Annotated in this window: 16 protein-coding genes and 1 pseudogene; 7 read left to right on the forward strand and 10 right to left on the reverse strand. The window is 69.9% G+C overall.

Features of this window, described 5'->3' with window-relative positions; genetic code table 11:
• Positions 1-228: 228 nt before the first annotated feature.
• Positions 229-1,008 carry a fumarylacetoacetate hydrolase family protein gene (locus ABZ725_RS46590; protein WP_358808440.1) on the reverse strand — a complete coding sequence of 260 codons (780 nt, stop codon included), beginning with the start codon at positions 1,006-1,008 and terminating at the stop codon, positions 229-231.
• A gap of 185 nt (positions 1,009-1,193) precedes the next feature.
• On the opposite strand from ABZ725_RS46590, the gene ABZ725_RS46595 reads away from it, so the two are divergent.
• From ABZ725_RS46595 to ABZ725_RS46625, 7 genes are all read left to right on the forward strand, one after another.
• Positions 1,194-2,225: a LacI family DNA-binding transcriptional regulator gene (locus ABZ725_RS46595; protein ID WP_358808441.1), complete on the forward strand. Its 1,032-nt coding sequence runs from the start codon at positions 1,194-1,196 to the stop codon at positions 2,223-2,225.
• A gap of 548 nt (positions 2,226-2,773) precedes the next feature.
• Complete coding sequence (gene eno / locus ABZ725_RS46600; RefSeq protein WP_358808442.1) at positions 2,774-4,084, forward strand: phosphopyruvate hydratase; 1,311 nt, start codon at positions 2,774-2,776, stop codon at positions 4,082-4,084.
• Between the two features lie 68 nt (positions 4,085-4,152).
• A complete protein-coding gene (locus tag ABZ725_RS46605) occupies positions 4,153-5,157 on the forward strand; it encodes a VOC family protein (protein ID WP_358808443.1) in 1,005 nt (334 codons plus the stop codon).
• Positions 5,158-5,181: 24 nt separating this feature from the next.
• Positions 5,182-5,733, forward strand: a complete 552-nt coding sequence (locus tag ABZ725_RS46610; protein ID WP_358808444.1) for a carboxymuconolactone decarboxylase family protein — start codon at positions 5,182-5,184, stop codon at positions 5,731-5,733.
• Positions 5,734-5,790: 57 nt separating this feature from the next.
• On the forward strand, positions 5,791-6,897 hold the full coding sequence (locus ABZ725_RS46615) for an alcohol dehydrogenase catalytic domain-containing protein (RefSeq protein ID WP_358808445.1): 1,107 nt from the start codon (positions 5,791-5,793) through the stop codon (positions 6,895-6,897).
• 30 nt (positions 6,898-6,927) lie between these two features.
• Positions 6,928-7,836 carry a LysR substrate-binding domain-containing protein gene (locus ABZ725_RS46620; protein WP_358808446.1) on the forward strand — a complete coding sequence of 303 codons (909 nt, stop codon included), beginning with the start codon at positions 6,928-6,930 and terminating at the stop codon, positions 7,834-7,836.
• Positions 7,837-8,164: 328 nt separating this feature from the next.
• On the forward strand, positions 8,165-9,031 hold the full coding sequence (locus ABZ725_RS46625; protein WP_358808447.1) for a 3-hydroxybutyryl-CoA dehydrogenase: 867 nt from the start codon (positions 8,165-8,167) through the stop codon (positions 9,029-9,031).
• 95 nt (positions 9,032-9,126) lie between these two features.
• Here the strand turns inward: ABZ725_RS46625 and ABZ725_RS46630 are convergent.
• The 9 genes and pseudogenes from ABZ725_RS46630 to ABZ725_RS46670 all read right to left on the reverse strand — a co-directional run.
• Positions 9,127-9,225 (reverse strand): annotated as a pseudogene (locus ABZ725_RS46630) (transcriptional regulator); the annotation flags it as partial.
• A 139-nt stretch (positions 9,226-9,364) separates the two neighbouring features.
• Entirely contained in the window at positions 9,365-10,546 is a 1,182-nt protein-coding gene (locus tag ABZ725_RS46635) for an acyl-CoA dehydrogenase family protein (RefSeq protein ID WP_358808448.1), read from the reverse strand.
• Positions 10,547-10,642: 96 nt separating this feature from the next.
• A complete protein-coding gene (locus ABZ725_RS46640; RefSeq protein WP_358808530.1) occupies positions 10,643-11,797 on the reverse strand; it encodes a CoA transferase in 1,155 nt (384 codons plus the stop codon).
• Between the two features lie 98 nt (positions 11,798-11,895).
• On the reverse strand, positions 11,896-12,312 hold the full coding sequence (locus tag ABZ725_RS46645; RefSeq protein ID WP_358808449.1) for a zinc ribbon domain-containing protein: 417 nt from the start codon (positions 12,310-12,312) through the stop codon (positions 11,896-11,898).
• 212 nt (positions 12,313-12,524) lie between these two features.
• The gene (locus ABZ725_RS46650; RefSeq protein ID WP_358808450.1) at positions 12,525-14,030 is read right to left on the reverse strand and encodes an ATP-binding cassette domain-containing protein; all 1,506 of its coding nucleotides are present in this window, start codon (positions 14,028-14,030) and stop codon (positions 12,525-12,527) included.
• A gap of 113 nt (positions 14,031-14,143) precedes the next feature.
• Complete coding sequence (locus tag ABZ725_RS46655; protein ID WP_358808451.1) at positions 14,144-15,898, reverse strand: ATP-binding cassette domain-containing protein; 1,755 nt, start codon at positions 15,896-15,898, stop codon at positions 14,144-14,146.
• Positions 15,885-16,115: a hypothetical protein gene (locus tag ABZ725_RS46660; RefSeq protein ID WP_358808452.1), complete on the reverse strand. Its 231-nt coding sequence runs from the start codon at positions 16,113-16,115 to the stop codon at positions 15,885-15,887. Before ABZ725_RS46660 ends, ABZ725_RS46655 begins: the two co-directional genes overlap by 14 nt.
• Positions 16,112-17,113: a cytochrome d ubiquinol oxidase subunit II gene (locus tag ABZ725_RS46665; protein ID WP_358808453.1), complete on the reverse strand. Its 1,002-nt coding sequence runs from the start codon at positions 17,111-17,113 to the stop codon at positions 16,112-16,114. The genes ABZ725_RS46660 and ABZ725_RS46665 overlap by 4 nt, the downstream gene beginning before the upstream one ends.
• Positions 17,110-18,528 (reverse strand): cytochrome ubiquinol oxidase subunit I, encoded by a 1,419-nt coding sequence (locus ABZ725_RS46670; RefSeq protein WP_358808454.1) that lies wholly within the window; start codon positions 18,526-18,528, stop codon positions 17,110-17,112. The genes ABZ725_RS46665 and ABZ725_RS46670 overlap by 4 nt, the downstream gene beginning before the upstream one ends.
• Between the last annotated feature and the right edge of the window lie 26 nt (positions 18,529-18,554).

An 18,554-nucleotide genomic window follows, 5' to 3' on the forward strand; every position in this document is an offset into this window, starting at 1 on the left:
GCCCGCCCCCCCCCGCCCATTCGACCCCACCCCGCCTAACAACACCGCGGTCGCCACCCCCCCCCCCCCACCCCAAATCTCCCCCGGGGCCCCCCCGGGCGCCCGGCCCGGTGCGACACGGTGACGTATCACCGGCAGGGACGGTGGCACACCGCCGACATCACAGGGCCTGCCCACCGCGCGGCGGTGGGCAGGCCCTGTGGACTGTCGCCCGGCGGGCGTCCGGAGTCAGAGACTCTCGGCCACGACCGGATTGCGCAGCACGCCGATGCCCTCGATCTCCACCTCGACCTCGTCCCCGGGGCGGATCGGCCCGACACCGGCAGGCGTCCCGGTCATGATCGCGTCTCCGGGCAGCAGGGTCAGATGGCGGCTGAGGTAGCTGACCAGGTCGAAAACGGTGAGCAGCAGGTCGGCGGTGCTCGCCGCCTGCGTGACGGCGCCGTTCACACGGGTCGTCAGCCGCAGTGCCGACGGGTCGAGCCCGGTCGCGATGACCGGCCCGAGGGGAGCGAACGTGTCCTGTCCCTTGCCGATCAGCAGCGTGCCGTACGCGCTTTCCCTACGCTGCACGATGCGGTCGCTGACGTCATTGCCGCACGTATAGCCGAGGATGTACTCATGGGCCTCGGAAGGCTTCACATGGCGGGCTCTCTTTCCGATGACGACGACCAACTCGCCTTCGAAATGCACCAGTTCGCCATCCGCCGGATAGACGATCGCCTCATCGGGTCCGATCACCGCGGTGCTCGGCTTCATGAAACACACGGGGACTTCCGGAACCTCACGGTCGGTCTCGTCGACGTGTGAGGCGTAGTTGTAGGCGAACCCGAAGATCCTGGGCGCCTCCAGCGGCGAAAGTACGACCACGTCGCCCACTTCGTCGACGCGCCCCGTAGGGGACAACCCGGTGAAGGGATCGCCCTCGAATCGCGCGATCCTGGCGTCATCCGCTTCGAATTCCCCGTAGTGACGCACACCGTCGACGGCATACCTGACGATCCGCACGGACACCTCCGCAACTAGGCAGCCGACAACGACTGCACGGCCCATCCAGTAGTGCTAACGTTAGCATAAAGGCGATGATCAACCCGGCGCCCCCAACTCTCCGACCACGGAGCGCAACACGAGTGCTATCGTTGGCATACGGAAAGTGACGGCAGCGGGATCAGCCAGCTCGAGGGGGCCCTTACGTGATCACGACCAGGGACATCGCCGAACGCCTCGGAATCTCCGTCTCGACGGTCGGCAGGGCACTCTCCGACGATCCCCGCATCAGCGAGGAGACCAAATTCCGGGTCCGCCAGGCCGCTTCCGAGATGGGGTACGTCGGCAACCGCGCGGCCCGGATGATGCGCGGAGCGTCCAGCAACGTGGTCGCACTGGTGATCCCGGACATCCGCAACAGCTTCTACTCGACGATCGCACACGAGCTGTCCAAGAACATGGAGGCCGAGGGCTTCCAGCTGATGCTCTCGGAGACCGACGACGACCGGACGGTGGAGCTGCGCCACCTGCGCGAACTGTCCGCGAACCGCGTGGCCGGCGTCATCATCGTGCCCACTGCCCGCCCGCACAGCGAGTCGGTCAAGCTCCTGCGCGGCCTGCCGCACCTCCAGTTGCTGCGCCGCCACCCGTCGCTCGGTTCCCAGTGGTTCGGTGTGGACGACCAGGAGGCACTGCGTCAGGCCACGGCGCACCTGGTGGCGCTGGGCCACACGCGCATCGCGTATCTGGGCGGACCCGAGGAGCTGCCCACCGGCGCGGAGCGTCTGCGCGGCTTTCGCAGCGCCCTGACCGAGGGGGGATTGCCGGACGGCGCCGGGCGTACGGAGCTGGGCCCGCCGTCGTCGGTGAACCACGGCCGCCAGGCGGTGCGCCGGCTACTGAAGGGCCCGGAGGCGCCCACCGCTCTGGTATTGGGATCGATCCAGCTCACTCGGGGGGTCCTGGAGGAGTTGTCCGAGCAGGGCGTGAAGGTGCCCGGGGAACTGTCCGTGGTCGGTTTCGGGGACGAGCCCGGGTTCTCCTGGTGGGGTCCCGGACTCACCACGATCGGCCTGCCGATCCAGGAGATGGCCACCGGTTGCGCGCTCTGGCTGATGCGCCGGCTCAAGACCAAGCCGGACAATGCCGGCCCGTACACGTCCGTCTCCCCCGGATCGCTGGTCCTGCGCGGCAGCACGGCGCCCCCTGACGGAAGGACTCCGTCAGGGTCCGTATGAGCCAGGGACGGTCTCACCCACCCGCGCACATGAAGGCGCCCACGCATACGAAGGCGCCCGGAGCATGAGCTCCGGGCGCCTTTGTGTGTCCGGGATTCGGCCCGGCGGACCCACGCCACCTGTGCTGTCCGTCCGTCCAGGAGGGCGCGGGTCCGCCGGAGTTCCTGCTGGGGCACCAAGCTGTGCGAACGATAGCATTGATGCCCCGGTGAACCAAGGGGGGCAAACAAACGATGAAACCAAGGGGTCGGACTACCGTCGCCCCTCTTGACAGAGTCGTGGCCGCTTTGCACGATTGCGCTATCGTTAGCACGACAAGAGCCGCAGTGGACGAGCAACCCTCGTCATCTCCCTTCCGCTCGCGCCCAGCGCCGCCGCGCCGATTCAGGCGCCGCCCCGCCAGAGCTGTCCGCGCCCGTTCGTCGTCGAGCACTTCTTCCGTACGCCTCCGGCTGCGGGGATGCCCGGCCCTCGATGACAAGCGCCGGCGTCTTCCGTCGACCCGATTGCCCGAACTCCGAATTCCGAACTTCGAAAGGTGCACCGCAATGACAGACGCGCGGATCGCCCAGCTCCATGGCCGCAGGGTGTGGGACTCACGTGGTCGGCCGACCGTCGAGGTCGAGGTCCACCTCGTGGGCGGCGCGATCGGGCGGGCCATCGCACCGGCGGGGGCCTCGACGGGCCAGGGCGAGGCCCTGGATCTGCGCGACGGCGGCAGCCGCTTCGGCGGCCTCGACGTCCAGCGCGCGGTGGGCTCGGTGAACCACGAGATCGCGCCCGCCCTGCTGGGACTCGACGCGACCGACCAGGAGGCCGTTGACCGACTCCTGGTGGATCTCGACGGCACCCCCGACCGCAGCCGTCTCGGCGGCAACGCGATCGTGGCCACCTCCATGGCGGTCCTGCACGCCGCCGCCGCGTCGGCCGGCGTGCCCCTCTGGCAGCATCTGGCGGGCGGACGGCCGGTCCGCATCCCGCTGCCGGAGATCCAGATCTTCGGTGGCGGAGCCCACGCGGACCGCCGCGTCGATGTCCAGGACTTCATGGTGATGTGCCCTGCGGCACGGAGCTTCTCCGAAGCCCTGGACTGGACGGCGGAGATCTACCGGGCCGCCGGCACTCTGATGCGGCAGGCGGGCAAAGCGCAGGGGGTCGCCGACGAAGGCGGTTTCTGGCCCGCCTTCGACTCCAACGAGGAGGCGCTGGAGACACTCACCCGGGCGATCGAGAACGCGGGCCTCACTCCCTCGACGCAGGTGGGCATCTCGCTGGACGTCGCGGCCTCGCAGTTCGGCAGCGGCGGGCGGTACACACTGGCCTTGGACGACCGCGCCCTGGACACCGCCGCGCTGATCGACCTGCTGGGCAGCTGGATCGAGCGGTATCCGATCCTGTCCGTCGAGGACCCGGTGGGCGAGGACGACCACGAGGGCATGCTGGAGTTCACCCGGCGCTACGGCCACCGCTGCCAGGTGATCGGCGACGACTACCTGGTCACGAACGCCAAGCGGGTCGAGGCCGCGGCGACCAACGGGGCGGCGAACGCCGTACTCGTCAAGCCGAACCAGGCCGGCACGGTCACGGAGGCCTACCAGGCCCTGTGTGCCGGTAAGGATGCCGGCTTCGGCACCATCGTCTCGGCCCGTTCCGGGGAGAGCGAGGACGTCACCATCGCCCATCTCAGCGTCGGCTGGGACGCGGGCCAGCTCAAGGTGGGCTCGTTCACCCGCTCCGAGCGCATGGCAAAGTGGAACGAGGTTCTGCGCATCGAGGAGTCCCTCGGTGAATCCGCGGAATTCAGCGGCTGGTCCGCCCTCGCCTTCGCCGCGCCCGGGCCCACGACGACCGCACCGTAAAACTGCCTCGAAGAACCGAGGCATTAAAGTCATCGAATTCCAGATCCGATCGGAGCACGGAGACCAGCATGCTGCCACCCGTCAATCTGCGTCCGAATTTCAATATCACCCGCTCCAGCCATGTGCGTCTCACCGTCGCTGATCTGGCCGAGAGCCGAAACTTCTACGTGAACGTGCTGGGACTCGTCGTGAGCGACGAGGACGAACGCACCTGCTATCTGCGCGGCCTGGCCGAAGCCTGCCATCACAGCCTCGTCCTGGAACTGGACGAAGAAGGCGCGGGCATGAGCAGGAGGATCGGCTTCCGGGTCTTCTTCGACGAGGACCTCGACCTCGCATACGCCTGGTTCCGGGAGCGGGGACTGCCCGCCGAGTGGGTCGACGAGCCGTATCAGGGCCGCACCCTGCACGTCAGCGACCCGATCGGCACACCGCTCGAACTGTGCGCGCACATGGAGACGCGGCCGCGGCTGCACATCGACTTCGCGTCCTACAAGGGTGCCCACGCCCAGAGGCTGGACCACTATCAGGTCTTCGCGCCCGACACCTACGAGCTGTGCGCGTTCTACAGCGAGCTCGGCTTCCGCAACTCGGAGTACCTGGAGCACGGCGACAAACTGCTGGGTGCGTTCATGTACCGCAAGGGCACCTGCCTCGACCTCGCGATCGTCGAGAACACCGGGCCCGCCCTGCACCACTTCGCCTACACCGTCTCCGAGAGCCACGACATCTTCACCGCCTGCGACTGGGCGGGCATCCAAGGCTACGGCGACGGCGTGGAGCGGGGCCCCGGACGCCATGGTCCGGGCGGGATGCTCTTCGTCTACCTCCGCGATCCCGACGGGCACCGGGTGGAGGTCTTCAACAGTCACTACCAGACGATCGACACCGAGATCGAGCCGGTGCGCTGGGACGCGGGATCGCTGAGCACCAACGCCCGCTGGGGCCTGCCGGCCCTGGAGAAGTGGTACTTCGAGGCGTCGCCCTTCGTCGGGGTGAAGCAGATCCCGGCGGCCGAACCGCCCAAGCCGATGACGCTCGAGCGGTTCCTGCTCGAACAGTCCACTCCCTGACCTTCCGCGCCTCCAGGAGTCACCATGGCACGAGTCCCCTACCTGCGTCGCGAGGACGCGGACGAGTCGCACAAGCCTCTCTACGACCGGCTGGAAGCCGAGCGCAAGGTCCCGACGGCGAACATCTTCCTCGCCCTGACGAACGCGCCGGCCCAGCTGGACGCCTTCCTGACCTACGCCAACTCGCTGCGGGCCGCCGACCTCAGCCCACGCCTGCGGGAACTGGCGATCCTGACGGTGGGGTACGCGACCCGGTCGGCGTACGAGGTCGCACACCACCAGTCACACGGACTGGGGGCCGGCCTCACCGAGGAACAGCTGGCGGCCGTGGCCGACTTCGAGTCCTCCGACCTGTTCGACGAAACGGAGAGGGCGGTGATGCGCCTCGCCAAGGAGTCCACACTCCAGGTCGACGTCTCGGAGCAGACCTGGCGAGCCGCCGCCGACCTCCTGACGGACCAGCAGATGGTCGAACTGTCCTTGTCCATCGCCTGGTACAACTCCGGCGTCCGCATCATGGGACTGCTGGACATCGACCTCGAGGACAGTTACCCGAACCCTTTCCCGAAGTCGTAGGAACAGGCGCCGTAAGTGCCTGAACTGATTGAGCCGTGATTTTCTAGGAGTATTTCAATGGCGAAAATGCTCGCTGCTCGACTGCACGCGCTCGGGGAGCCGATGTCGATCGACACGATCGACGTGCCCGTCCCGCGACCGACCGACGTGCTGGTGCGGGTCAAGGCGTGCGGGATCGTGCCGAACATGGCCAACGTGATCAACAACTGGCCGGCCTGGTTCCCGCACCAGCCGTTGCCCAGGTTCCCCGCCATCTTCGGCCTGGACGCCGCCGGCGTGGTCGAACAGGTCGGCGAGGCGGTGCTGCACACCAAGCCGGGCGACCGGGTGTACGTCAACCCCCTTCGCTCCTGCGGCAGTTGCCAGGTGTGCCGGGGCGGCGAACTGAGCCGGTGCCGCTACTTCACCCTGAACGGGTACTTCAGCACCTCCCGGGACGGCCAGCGGATCTTCGACCTGTACCCCTACGGCGGTTTCGCCGAGTACATGACCGCCCCGCAGTACTCGATCGTCAACATCCCGGACAACATGACGTTCGAGCAGGCCGGGAAGCTGGGCTACATCGGCACGTCCTACGGCGCCCTCAAGAACGCGGCCGCCGGCCCCGGCCAGGTCGCGCTCATCGACGGCATCACGGGAACCCTCGGTGTCGCCTCGACGGTGCTCGCGCTGGCCTCCGGCGCCTCCCGGATCCTCGGAACCGGCCGCAACGAGGAACTCCTCAAGCGCGTCAAGGAACTCGACCCGGATCGCGTCGAGGTCCTCCGGCTGGGCGACGGCTCCACCGGTGAGTGGGCGAAGTCCCGCACCGGCGGCGAGGGCGCGGACTATGTGATCAGCGCTCTGGGCGCCAAGGCGCCGGTGGAGACCATGCTCGACTCCCTGCAGGGCGTCCGGCGGGGCGGCAGGGTGGTCAATGTGGGCGGGGTGGCCGACCGGCTGCCCGTGGACGTGAAGTGGCTCATGGACGAGCAGGTCCAGCTGATCGGCTCCAACTGGTTCAGCACCGCGCAGGGGCAGGAACTCGCCGCCATGGTGGCCACCGGCGCCCTGGATCTGTCCTACCTGCAGGCCAAGCCCTTCCCGCTGGCCAGGGTCAACGAGGCGATCTCGGGGCTCGAGGACCGCGACGGCGGATTCAGCAACTACGTCGTCATCCCCTGACCGACCCATTCACGCAGGACGGAGGAGCCGGTGGAACTGCGCTGGCTGGAATCGTTCGTCGTCGTCGCGGAGGAACTGCACTTCGCGCGCGCGGCGGACCGGCTGCATCTGGCTCCTTCGGCGCTCAGCGCCCAGGTCAGAGCACTGGAGTCACACCTGGGAGTGCGGCTGATCGACCGCGGACGGCGCACCCGCCCGGCGCTCACCAGCGCCGGGCGGCTGTTCCTGGAAGAGGCACGACTGACGCTCGCGCAGGCCGCCCGCGCGGAGGCGGTGGGCCGGCGTGCCGGTCGCGGGGAGCTGGGGCACGCCGAGATCGCCTACGTGGCCTCCGCCGCCTTCTCCGGTGTGCTGACCGACGTCCTCACCCGGTGCACGACCCTCGACACCCACCTCACCGTGCAGGTGCGCGAGTTGGAGACACCGGCCCAGCTGGAGGCCCTGTCCTGCGGGGACATCGACGTCGGCTTCCTGCGCTGGCGGCCGGAGTACCCGGCCGGCGTCACCGCCACCCGTCTGCTCACCGAGGACGTCGTCCTCGCGCTGCCGGACGGCGCTCCGCTGGCGGCACACGAAACGGTACCGGCGACGGAACTGCGCCATGAGCAGTTCGTGGCCCCGCACTTCGACGAGGAGTACGGCTGCCGCGACCAGATCCTGGAGGTGGCCGCGCGAGGAGGTTTCAGCCCGCGGTGCGCTCCCCCGGTACGGGACTTCATCGCCGCACTCACTCTGGTGGGCGGCGGTCTCGCGGTGGCACTCGTGCCGGACTCGCTGCGCCGCGTCCGGATACCGGGGGTCGCCTACCGGCCGCTGGCGGACGTACCGCTCACCACCCGGCTGGTGGGCGCCTACCGCACGGGGGAAACCTCGCCCGCGGTGCGCGGCGTGATCCGCCGCCTACGGGAGGCGGCCGCCCCCACGACCGTCGCCGGCTGATACCACGGCCCCCTCGGCAGCACCATCAGGCCCGTCAGGCCCGTCAGGCCCGTCAGGCCCGTCAGGCCCGTCAGGGAGTGTCGCCCCCTGATGTGCCCCGACCGCTGCTCGTACCGGCTCTCCGACCGCCGCCGGGCCTGCCCCGGTCGTGATCGGCATGGCCCCGCGCGGCACGGCCGGTCAACGACGAACCGACGCATGTTTGTGCGCGGAATACGCACTGTCCGAGCAGGTCAGAGGGGTTTTACCGGCCTAGGCTCAACACGGCACCACAGCCCGTGGCGGCGTCGATCGATCGCCCCGGGCGGAGGGACACGCGGAGGAACACATGACATCGATCAAGCACGTGGGAGTCGTCGGCGCCGGGCAGATGGGCCGAGGCATCGCCGAGGTCTGCGCCCGGGCGGGCCTGCACGTCACGTTGTGCGACGTGACCGAGGACAGGGCCCGAGCGGGACTTGTGGGCGTTGCGGACTCCCTGCTCAAAGCCGAGAAGCGCGGAACCATCGCCCCGGAAGAGCGCGCACATGCCCTGGCCGGGATCTCGGTCACCGCCGATCTCGCCCGGCTGGCCGCTGCGGACCTGGTCATCGAGGCCGCCGTAGAAGACGAATCGGCCAAGACCGCGCTGTTCCGGCAGCTGGACGAGATGGTCACCGATCCGGCCGCCATCCTGGCGAGCAACACCTCCTCGATCCCCATCGCCCGACTCGCGGCCGTGACCCGACGACCGGAGGCGGTGGTCGGACTGCACTTCTTCAACCCCGTTCCCGTCATGCCGCTGGTCGAGGTGATCCCCTCGTTGCAGACCTCGAAGGCCACGGAACTGCGCGCGCAGGCCTTCGCGGGCGAGACCCTGGGCAAGACGACGGTCGTGACGCAGGACCGCGCGGGCTTCGTCGTCAACTCCCTCCTCGTTCCGTACCTGTTGGCGGCGGTGCGGATGGTCGGCTCCGGTGCGGCGACAGCACAGGACATCGACACGGGCATGACCGCCGGCTGCGCCCACCCGATGGGCCCGCTGCACCTGGCCGACCTGATCGGCCTGGACACCGTGGCCGCGATCGGCGAGGCGCTGTACGAGGAGTACCGCGAACCGCTGTACGCCCCTCCCCCGTTGCTGCGTCGCATGGTCGAGTCGGGCCTGCTGGGCCGCAAGTCGGGACAGGGGTTCTTCAACTACCGCGCCGCCTGACGACGTGGCCCGTGGAAGGACTGCGGCGTCGCCGTACGGGCCCGCCGCTCCCCACGGAGTCCCACCCCACCAGCGTCCAGTCCGCGGTGAACACCACGTCCCTGCTCCAGGCGCAGGACATGGTCGACGGAGAGCCCGGCCGACTGCGCCGACTCCTCGCGGCGCAGCCCCGGGGCACGACGGCCGTCCGTCACGGTGAAGCAGGCACCGGCCGTTCATTCAGCGGTGGATCCCCCCGTCAGCGCCCGTCGCCAGGACCTTGCGGATGGCGTCGAGCGCGGAGTCGGGCCGATACGAGGGTGTTCCCCGGTGCTCTCCCTCGGCCTCCAGTGATCAGCGGAACGCCGCCTGGCCGGTGATCGCCTGGCCGACGACCAGGGTGTGCATCTCGCTGGTGCCTTCGTACGTCAGCACGGACTCCAGGTTGTTGGCGTGCCGCAGCGGCGAGTACTCCAGGGAGATGCCGTTGGCCCCCAGGACGGTGCGGCACTCCCGTGCGATGGCGAGCGCTTCCCGGACGTTGTTGAGCTTGCCGACGCTGATCTGCTCGGGCCGGATGCGGTGCTGGTCCTTGAGCCGGCCCAGGTGCAGGGCGAGCAGGGCCGCGCCGCTCAGGGACACGGTCATGTCGGCGAGTTTCTTCTGGGTGAGTTGGAAGGCGCTGATCGGCTTGTCGAACTGCACGCGGGAGTCGGCGTACTCGATGGCCGCCTGGAGTGAGTCGCGGCCGGCGCCGACCGCGCCGAACAGGATGCCGAAGCGGGCCTCGTTCAGGCAGGACAGCGGTCCGCGCAGACCCTCCGCGAGCGGCAGGCGCGCCGAGTCGGGCAGCCGTACGTCGTCGAAGTGCAACTCCGAGGTGATGGAGGCGCGCAGCGACATCTTCTGCTTGATGTCCTGGGTGGTGAAGCCTGGGGTGCCGCGCGGGACGAGGAAGCCGCGGATGCCGTCCTCGGTCTGGGCCCAGACGGTGGCCACGTCGGCGATGCCGCCGTTGGTGATCCACATCTTGGAGCCGTTGAGGATCCAGTCTCCCCCGCCGTCGCGGACGGCCCTGGTGCGCATCCCGGAGGGGTTGCTGCCGAAGTCGGGCTCGGTCAGGCCGAAGCAGCCGATGGCCTCACCGGCGGCGAGCCGGGGCAGCCACTCCTGCTTCTGCTCCTCGGAGCCCCACTTCCAGATGGAGAACATCGACAGCGAGCCCTGCACGGAGACGAAGCTGCGGAAGCCGGAGTCCGCCGCCTCCAGTTCCAGGCAGGCGAGGCCGTAGCCGACCGCGTTCGTCCCGGCGCAGCCGTACCCTTCGAGATGCATGCCGAGTACGCCCAGCTTGCCCAGTTCGGGGGCGAGTTCGCGGGCGAAGTGGGCGTTCTCGAACCACTCGCCGATGTGCGGGCGCACCCGGTCGGCGAGGAACTTGGCGACGGTCGCCTGGATCTCGCGTTCCTCGTCGGTGAGGGTGGAGGAGAGATCGAGCAGGTCGAGAGGGTCCTTCATCGGCTTGGCGCCGCTCATCGTGAGCTCCTGGTGTTCGAGGTGGTGGGTTCGGTCGTGTCTGCGCCGTGAGCGGTCATGCAGCCGCTCCCTTCGGCGCGGGAGTGCGGTGGCACGTCAGTGGTGGATCTCGGCGGTGTGCTGTCCCAGGCGCGGCGGCGGGAGGCGGTACTGCGCGGGCGTTCCGCTCAGCGCGATGGGGGACGCGACCTGGCGTGAGGGCCTGTCCTCCCCCGCGTCGGCGGGGAGGTCGACGATGCCGGGGAGACCGAGCTTCCGGGCGAAGTCGAATGCCTCGTCAAGGGAGTTGACCGGCCCGGCGGGCACCCCGGCGGCCAGCAGGACGGCCGACCAGTGGTCCGCGCCGGCGGCGCCAAGCCGTTCGGTCAGGATGTCGCGCAGTGCGGCGCGGTGGGCGACCCGGTCGGCATTGGTACGGAAGCGGTCGTCGGCGGCGAGACCGGGGTCCCCGACGGCCTCGGCGAGCGCCGCGAACTGCCGGTCGTTGCCCACCGCCAGCGCGATCGGACGATCGGCGGCCGGGAAGGTCTCGTACGGCGCGATGCTCGGGTGCGCGTTGCCCATACGGCCCGGAACGACACCCGCGACGGCGAACGCCGACGCCTGGTTGACCATGGCCGACAGCAGCGAGCCGAGCAGGTTCACCTCCACGCACTGGCCCTCACCCGTGGCGTCTCGGTGTCGCAGGGCGGCGAGGATGCCCAGCGAGGCGTGCAGACCGGTGATCACATCGACCAGCGCCACGCCCGCCTTCACCGGCCCCCCGTCCGCCTCCCCGGTCACGCTCATCAGACCGCCGACGGCCTGTACGAGCAGGTCGTATCCGGGGATCGCCGCGCCCGCGCCGCTGCCGAAGCCGCTGATCGAGCAGTAGACCAACCCCGGGTGCCGGGAGCGGAGTTCACGGGGACCGAGCCCCAGCCGCTCCATCGTGCCCGGGCGGAAGTTCTCCACCAGCACGTCGGACTCGGCGACCAGGGCGCGGGCTTGTGCCAGACCCGTCTCGGTCGTCAGGTCCAGGACGACGGACCTCTTGTTCCGGTTGACGCTCAGAAAATAGGTCGACGTGCCGTCGCGGTCCGCCGGCGGATGCCAGGCCCGGGTGTCGTCCCCGATGCCCGGCCGCTCGACCTTCACCACGTCCGCGCCGAGGTCGGCGAGGAGCATCGTGGCATAGGGCCCCGCGAGGACGCGGGAGAAGTCGGCGACGCGCAGCCCTTCCAGCGCACCGCGCCCCCCTTCCCCGAGAATGCCGAACCGTTCGTCCGGCGCGTTGTGCTGGGTGCCCACGCACCCTCCTCTCCGGTCGCCCCGCGAGTGCGAGGTGCCTGTGTCTCGGCCGTCTCCCGCTACCACCAGCGCTCCAGAGGCGGCGCCGGGTGGGTGAGTTCGACGAGGGGCAGGCCCTGGTCGACTGGGTCGACGGGCCGTACGACACGCACCCGTGCGCCCATCGCGACCGCGACCGGCGCCGTCCCGGTGATCTGGCAGAGCAGGTTGAAGCCCTCGTCCATGGCGACGAACCACGTGTTGAGCGGGACATGGCCACTTCGGCGCACGGCGACCCCGGAGCCCTCGCTGCGCTCCCGGGTGAAGGCCGTGGACCCGCAGGCCCGGCAGAACGAGCGGCGGTAGGCCGCGGTGCCGCACCAGCGGCAGCGTTGGAAGAGAAGTTCGCAGCAGACCTCCGGTGCGTCCGCAGCTGCGGTCGCGGCCTCGTGTTCTGCTGCGGACTCGGGGTGTTCACGGGTGTCTGTACGGAGCATCACGGCCTCCTACGCACAGTTCGGTGACCGGAAACGGGTGGTCGGGATCCGATGTGGCTCCACCACCCTGGCCCTGCCGCGGATCGCCGGTCAACGACGTACTGACGCATCTTTGTGCGCGGAACGCGTTCCATTCACCGAGGTCAGAGCCGCGTCACCGGGACTACTCTCAGCGTCGTGGCCGCTGCCGCCGCCGAGCGCATTCACGGTCCTCAGCGGTCGAGCGGGAGCCGGGTCACGTTGCCGGCCGACTCGAGACACTCCGGTACGTCGTGCAGGGCGACGACGACCGTGGTGTCGGGCAGCTGCGTGAGAATGCCGAGTACGTGTCGGGCGGTTCGGTCGTCCAGGCCCGTGGTCGGTTCGTCGACGATGAGTACGTGCGGCTGGCGGGCCAGGGCCCGGCCCAGGTAGACCCGGCGGAGCTCGCCACCGGAGAGCTGCCTCCCACCGGGGCCCACGGCGGTTCCGGCCGTCAGTCCGCTGTCGTTCAGCCGCAGTTCGCAGAGGCGTTCGTCGATCTCGTCATCGGTCAGGGCGGCATCGGCGAGCCGCCAGTTGGAGCCGAGTGTGCCGGTGAAGAGGTGGTCGTCGGCGGCGACGGCCACGACGGCGGGCCGACCGTCGCGGCCGTCGGCAGCCTGCCGCAGCGACGAGGCGAGGGCCCGCAGCAGGGTGCTCTTGCCGCTGCCGGAGCGGCCGGTGACGACGAGCATCGTGCCTCGGGCCACGGTGGCGTCGAGGACGCGCCCCGGCCGGAGAGCCATCGGCGGAAGGAGGTGGTCGGCGAAGCCGATGCCCTGCCCGGTGGACCATGACCGCATCGCCGCGACGCCGGTGTCACTCGTGGTGGGCGGCATGCTCGTCGTGAGTCTGTGGTGGGCGGCCTGCGCAGCGGCTCGGGCCTCGGCGGCGTTGGCCAGTTGCCCGACCTGGGCCAGCACGCCGAGAGACATCAGGGCGACGAACACGAATGTGGGGGCATCCGGTGCGCTGCCGGTGGCCGCCGTGGCGATCAGGGTGGCCGTGCCGACCATGTCGATGGTCAGCGTGGTCCGGCGCCCGCGCCGCCCGGCCGCTTCCCGCGCGGCCTCGAGTCGGATGAACCTCGCCGTCGTACGCGTCGCGAGCTGCTCGGCCGCCCCGAGCGAGGCCATCTCCGGCCATGCGTCGACGGCTGTGACGAGTTCGGCGCGCAGCGCCCTGCGGGCGTTCTGCTCGGCTGCGCGGGCGGCGCCGGGCGCTTCGTGGGCGATCACCGCCATGATGACCACGCCGGCCGAGAGGACGGCGGCCTGCACGAGGGACGTGGCCGCGGCGACGGCGAGGACGGCGCCGACGGTCAGCGCGGCGGTGACGGCGACGGGGGTCGTGCACTCGATCAACGCCATCCCGGCGGTGTCGGCATCGGCGATGCTGCGGTCGAGCAGTTCCCCCGACCACAAGCCGTCCGTCTGTGCCCGGTCGGCGGCGGCAGCGCGGTCGAAGAGATCGGCCCGAGCGGTGGCGACCCGGCGCAGGGCGGCCGCGTGCAGCACCAGACGCTTGCTGTAGTTGCCGGCGATGCGGGCCATGGCGAAGGCACGCACACCGCCGCTGGGCGCGATGTAGGAGAAGGAACTGAAGGTGGCCGCGCCGGCGACGGCGCAGGTGCTGATGAACCAGCCCGACAGACCGAGCAGCCCGGCCGAGGACAGTTCGGCGACGACGGCGAGCACCAGCCCTCCGATCGCGAGGAAACGCGCCCGCCGATCGCGGCGAAGGTTGTGGCGAGGATTGTGGCGGGGGCTGTGGCGAGGGTTATGGCGGAGGTTCTGGCGGGGGCTGCCGCTCATCGCGCGTTCACCGGCCCCGCGTCGCACAGGCGGCCGTCGTCGATGGCGAGGACGGCGTCGGCCGTGGCGGCCAGCGGGGCGGAATGGGTGGCGACGATGACAGTGCAGCCGTCGGTTGCCCGCAGCAGGGCTGCGACGACGTCACGTTCGCTGTCCGCGTCGAGATGGGCGGTCGGCTCGTCGAGCAGCCAGAGCCGGGCACCGCGCAGAAAGGCGCGGGCGATGGCGATCCGGCGGGCCTCCCCGGTCGACACACCCCAACCGCCTTCACCGAGCCGGGTGTCCAGCCCCTCGGGGAGCCGCTCGATCACGGTGTTCAGCCCGGCGGCGTCGACGGCCTGCCGTATCTGACGCTCGTCGGCCTCCGGGCGGCCGAGGCGGATGTTGTCGCGGACGGTCGCGTCGAGCAGCACCGTCCGCTGTCCGACCCACGCGCATCCGCCGAGCGCCGGTGCCCGCAGCCCGGCGGAGGTGCGCCATCCGACCGCTCCGGCCGTCGGTCGGCGCAGGCCGGCGATCAGCGCCAGCAACGTGCTCTTCCCGGCGCCGGAGACACCGGTGATCGCGGTCCAGGTGCCCGGTGCGAAATCGGCGTCGGCATGGACGGTGTCCTGGTCCGCACCGTCGTAGCGGTACCGGACCGCCGTCAGCGACACGCCGACCGGCTCGGTCAGCCGCGGACGGGCCGTCCGGGTCGCCTCGGCGGGGGTGCCCTTGACGATGTCACGGATGGCGTCGGCCGCGTTCGTGGCGCGCTCCCGCTGATGGAAGGCGGAGGCTCTGGCGCGCATCGGGGCGAAGTACATCGGACACACCAGCAGCACCAGCAGTCCGGTGAACAGCGCGAGCCTCGGAGCGTGCGGCACCTGCACGTAGCCGAGCAGCGACAGGCCGATGTAGGTGGCGTTCACCGCGATGGAGAACGTGATGACGACGTCCATGATCAGGCCGGACAGGAAGGCGCGGCGCAGGACGCTCATCGTCGCCTGGTTCAGCCGCTCGCCGGCTGTGGTCAGGGTGCGACCGCGTCGGCCGACCGCGCCGAGCTCGCGCAGCGTCCGCAGGCCGCGGAAGCTGTCGAGGACGACGGCGTTCAGGTGCCGGGTCGCGGCCAGTTGACGGTCCGCGCCGTGCTGGGCGAACAGCCCCGCCAGACGCATGTTCAGGGGCAGCAGCGCCGTGGTCAGGACGAGGACGATCGCGGCCGGCCAGTGCACCGCGGCCGTGACCGCCAACACGGCGAGCATGGACAGGGGTGCCGACCGGCGCAGGGGCGCGGCCTGCGCGTGGAAGTCGGCGACGTCGTCGACCAGATCGACCACGGCCAACGCCGCCTCGGCCGGCCCGGTCTCGCTGATCCGCCCCGCGGTGGGGATCAGCCCCGCGGTGGGCAGGAGAGCGCCCGTCAACTGCTCCCGCAGGCCGGTGGCGACGGCACGCGCGCCCCGCTCGGCGAGCGCGCCCGCCGTCCAGCCGGCGCCCACCGCGACCACGCTCGTGACGGCGAAGGCCGCGAGGCCCCGCGTCTCGTGCGTCGCGGCCCGGTCCATCACTGCCTGGGCCGTCCATGCCAGGGCGCCCCAGCGGGTGATCGTGAACAGCGTCTCCAGCATCTGGAGGGTGCCCGACAGGTTGAACCACCGCCGTCCCGGTGCCGCGCACGCGGTGAGCCATGCGTCGTCGTCCCGCCGCTTTCCGACGGCGCCCGGCTCGCGCCCCTCGCCCGTCTCGCCCGTCTCACTCGTCGTCATGAGGGCGCCGCTCGTCGATGATCCATGCGATGCCACCGGTCAGAGCGATGGCGATCATGCCCAGGGTGGTCAGCAGCTGCGAATGGATCTGCCGGTAGCCGCCGAACATCCCCTGGCAGACGAAGTAGGCGAGCAGGCCCAGCACGGTCCAGACGACCGTGGCGAGCAGGCGCAGCACGACACGGAACGGCGTGGGGAGTGAGCTTCGGGCGGTCATGAGTGCCCTCCTGCGGTGTCGAGCTTTCCTGCGAAGGCCCGGTGGGCGAACACGTTGTAGGCCAGCACCAGCGGCATGTTCAGACCGATGCCGACGAGGATGAAGACCATCGTGGAGTGCGGCCCGGCCGTGCTGTCGACGGTGAGGTCCGGGGGCACGAGCACCGGGTAGCGGGTCACGGCCAGGGCGAGGAACACGGACACGGTCGCGACGACGAGTCCGCCGAGGGACAGGACGTCCGCCGGCCCGGGCTCCTGCCGCCGTGGAAACGTGACGAGCGCGGTGACTCCTCCCCCGGCGGCGAACAGCAGCAGCCCCGCGAACGCGAAGGCCCGTCCAGGGCTCTCGAGGTTCAGCGGTGCGGCGGTGGTGTCGACGGCGAAAAGAAGTACGACCAGCAGCACTCCCCCGACCGCTGTGGCGGCCGCACCCCGTCGTGCCGCCGAGTCCCTCAGGAGCCCGGCCGCCTTGTACTTCGTGTAGGCGTAGCCGAGGGCGGTGTACGCGGCCGTGACGGTGAGGCCCGACAGCACGCAGAACCAGCTGAAGGCACCGAAGGCCGACCCGGTGTAGACGTCACCCCGCAGATGTACCGCCGATGTCAGCGTCCCCAGGGCGAAACCCTGCGCGAACGAGGCCAGCAGCGACGCCACGCCGAAGGCGGTCGTCCAGCGGGGAGCCGGCGGCGCCTGGGATGCCATCTCGACGCTCACGCCGCGCACGACGAGGGAGAACAGCACCACCGTCATCGGCAGGTACGCGTGCGGCAGGAGGGTGCCGAAGGCCAGGGGGAAGCCCGCCCAGAGTGCGACGCCGAGCAGGATGAGCCAGGTCTCGTTGCCGTCCCAGCCCACCGCTACGGACTCCAGCATGTGCCGCCGGTGCGCGGGATCGCGTTCGAAGAGGGTGGCCACGCCGACACCGAGGTCGTAGCCGTCCAGCACGACGTACATCAGAAGGCAGACGAGTACGGTCGCCGACCAGAGGGTCGTGGTCATCGCGCCGCCACCTCCCGGGAGCCGAGCGGTACGGGAGGCGCCGGCGGTACGCCGTCCTCGGCGAGGCCGGTGTCCGGCAGATCCTGCGGTGGAGGTTCGTGTCGGGGGTCGTCGCGTTCCGGGCCGATGCGCATGGTGCGGACGATGTAGGCGACGTAGGCCACCAGCATGATCAGGTAGAGCACGGAGAAGCCGATCACCGAGAACAGGACTTCTCCTGGTGCCAGGTGGGACACGGCGTCCGAGGTGCGGAGCTGCCCGAACACGATCCACGGTTGTCGTCCCGCCTCGGCGGTGACCCAGCCCCCGAGGATGGCCAGGATCCCGGCCGGGGTCGTCCAGAGGACGAATTTGTGGAACCGCCTCGCGGTCCACAGGCGGTCGCGGATGCGCAGGACCGTAGCGGCGAACACCGTGCCGAACATCAGCACGGCCGCCAGGAACATGACGCGGAAACCCCAGAAGGTCGCGGCCATGTCCGGCCGGTCGGCCGCCGGGGTGAGCTTCAGACCAGGCATGGCCGTCTTACAGCTGAGGTCCTTGGCGATGTAACTGCCGAGACAGGGAATGTCGAGCTCGGCGATGTTCCGCGCGGCTTGCTGGTCCGGGACGGAGAACAGGACGAACCCGGTGTCACCGTTGTCCCAGTTGCCTTCGATCGCCTCCAACTTCGAGAGTTGGTAGGGGAGTTCATGTCCAGCCACATTGTCACCGAGGTAGAGCTGAACGGGCATCAGCAGCGCAGCGATCCCGAGCGCGATCGACATCGAGCGGCGGGCGAAGCCCTTCGCGCGCCCCTTGACCAGGTACCAGGCCGAGATCCCGGCGACGAAGAAGCTCGCCGAGATCAGCACGGCGGCCAGCATGTGCGGCCAGCGCCAGATGAACGACGGGTTGAAGATGACCCGCATCCAGTCGGTGGGCTCGAACTGACCGTGGACGACCTTGAATCCGGCGGGTGTCTGCATCCACGAGTTCGCCGCGATGATCCACGTCGACGACAGGACGGTACCCACCGACACCATCACGGTGGACAGGAACATCGTGCCCTTGCGGACACGGCCGTCGCCGTAGAGCAGGACCCCGATGAAGCCGGCCTCGACGAAGAAGGCCGTCACGACCTCCATGCCGATGATCGGCCCGATGACCGGGCCCGTCTTGGCGCCGTACACGCCCCAGTTGAGACCCATCTGGAAGGTGATGACGGCTCCGGCGACCACGCCGATCGCGAAGCCGACGGCGAAGATGCGCCGCCAGAACCGGAACATCTGCAGGTAGACCGGCCTGCCGGTACGCCAGTACAGGCCGTAGACGACCGACAGGAGGATCGAGAGTCCGACGGTGATCGCCGGAAACGTCATGTGGAACATGACGGTGATGGCGAACTGCCATCGCGACAAGTCGAGAAGACTCATCACTGCTCCCTACGAGGGGTTCGAGA

Source organism: Streptomyces sp. NPDC006872 (assembly GCF_040635845.1).
In the GTDB taxonomy this organism is placed as follows: domain Bacteria; phylum Actinomycetota; class Actinomycetes; order Streptomycetales; family Streptomycetaceae; genus Streptomyces.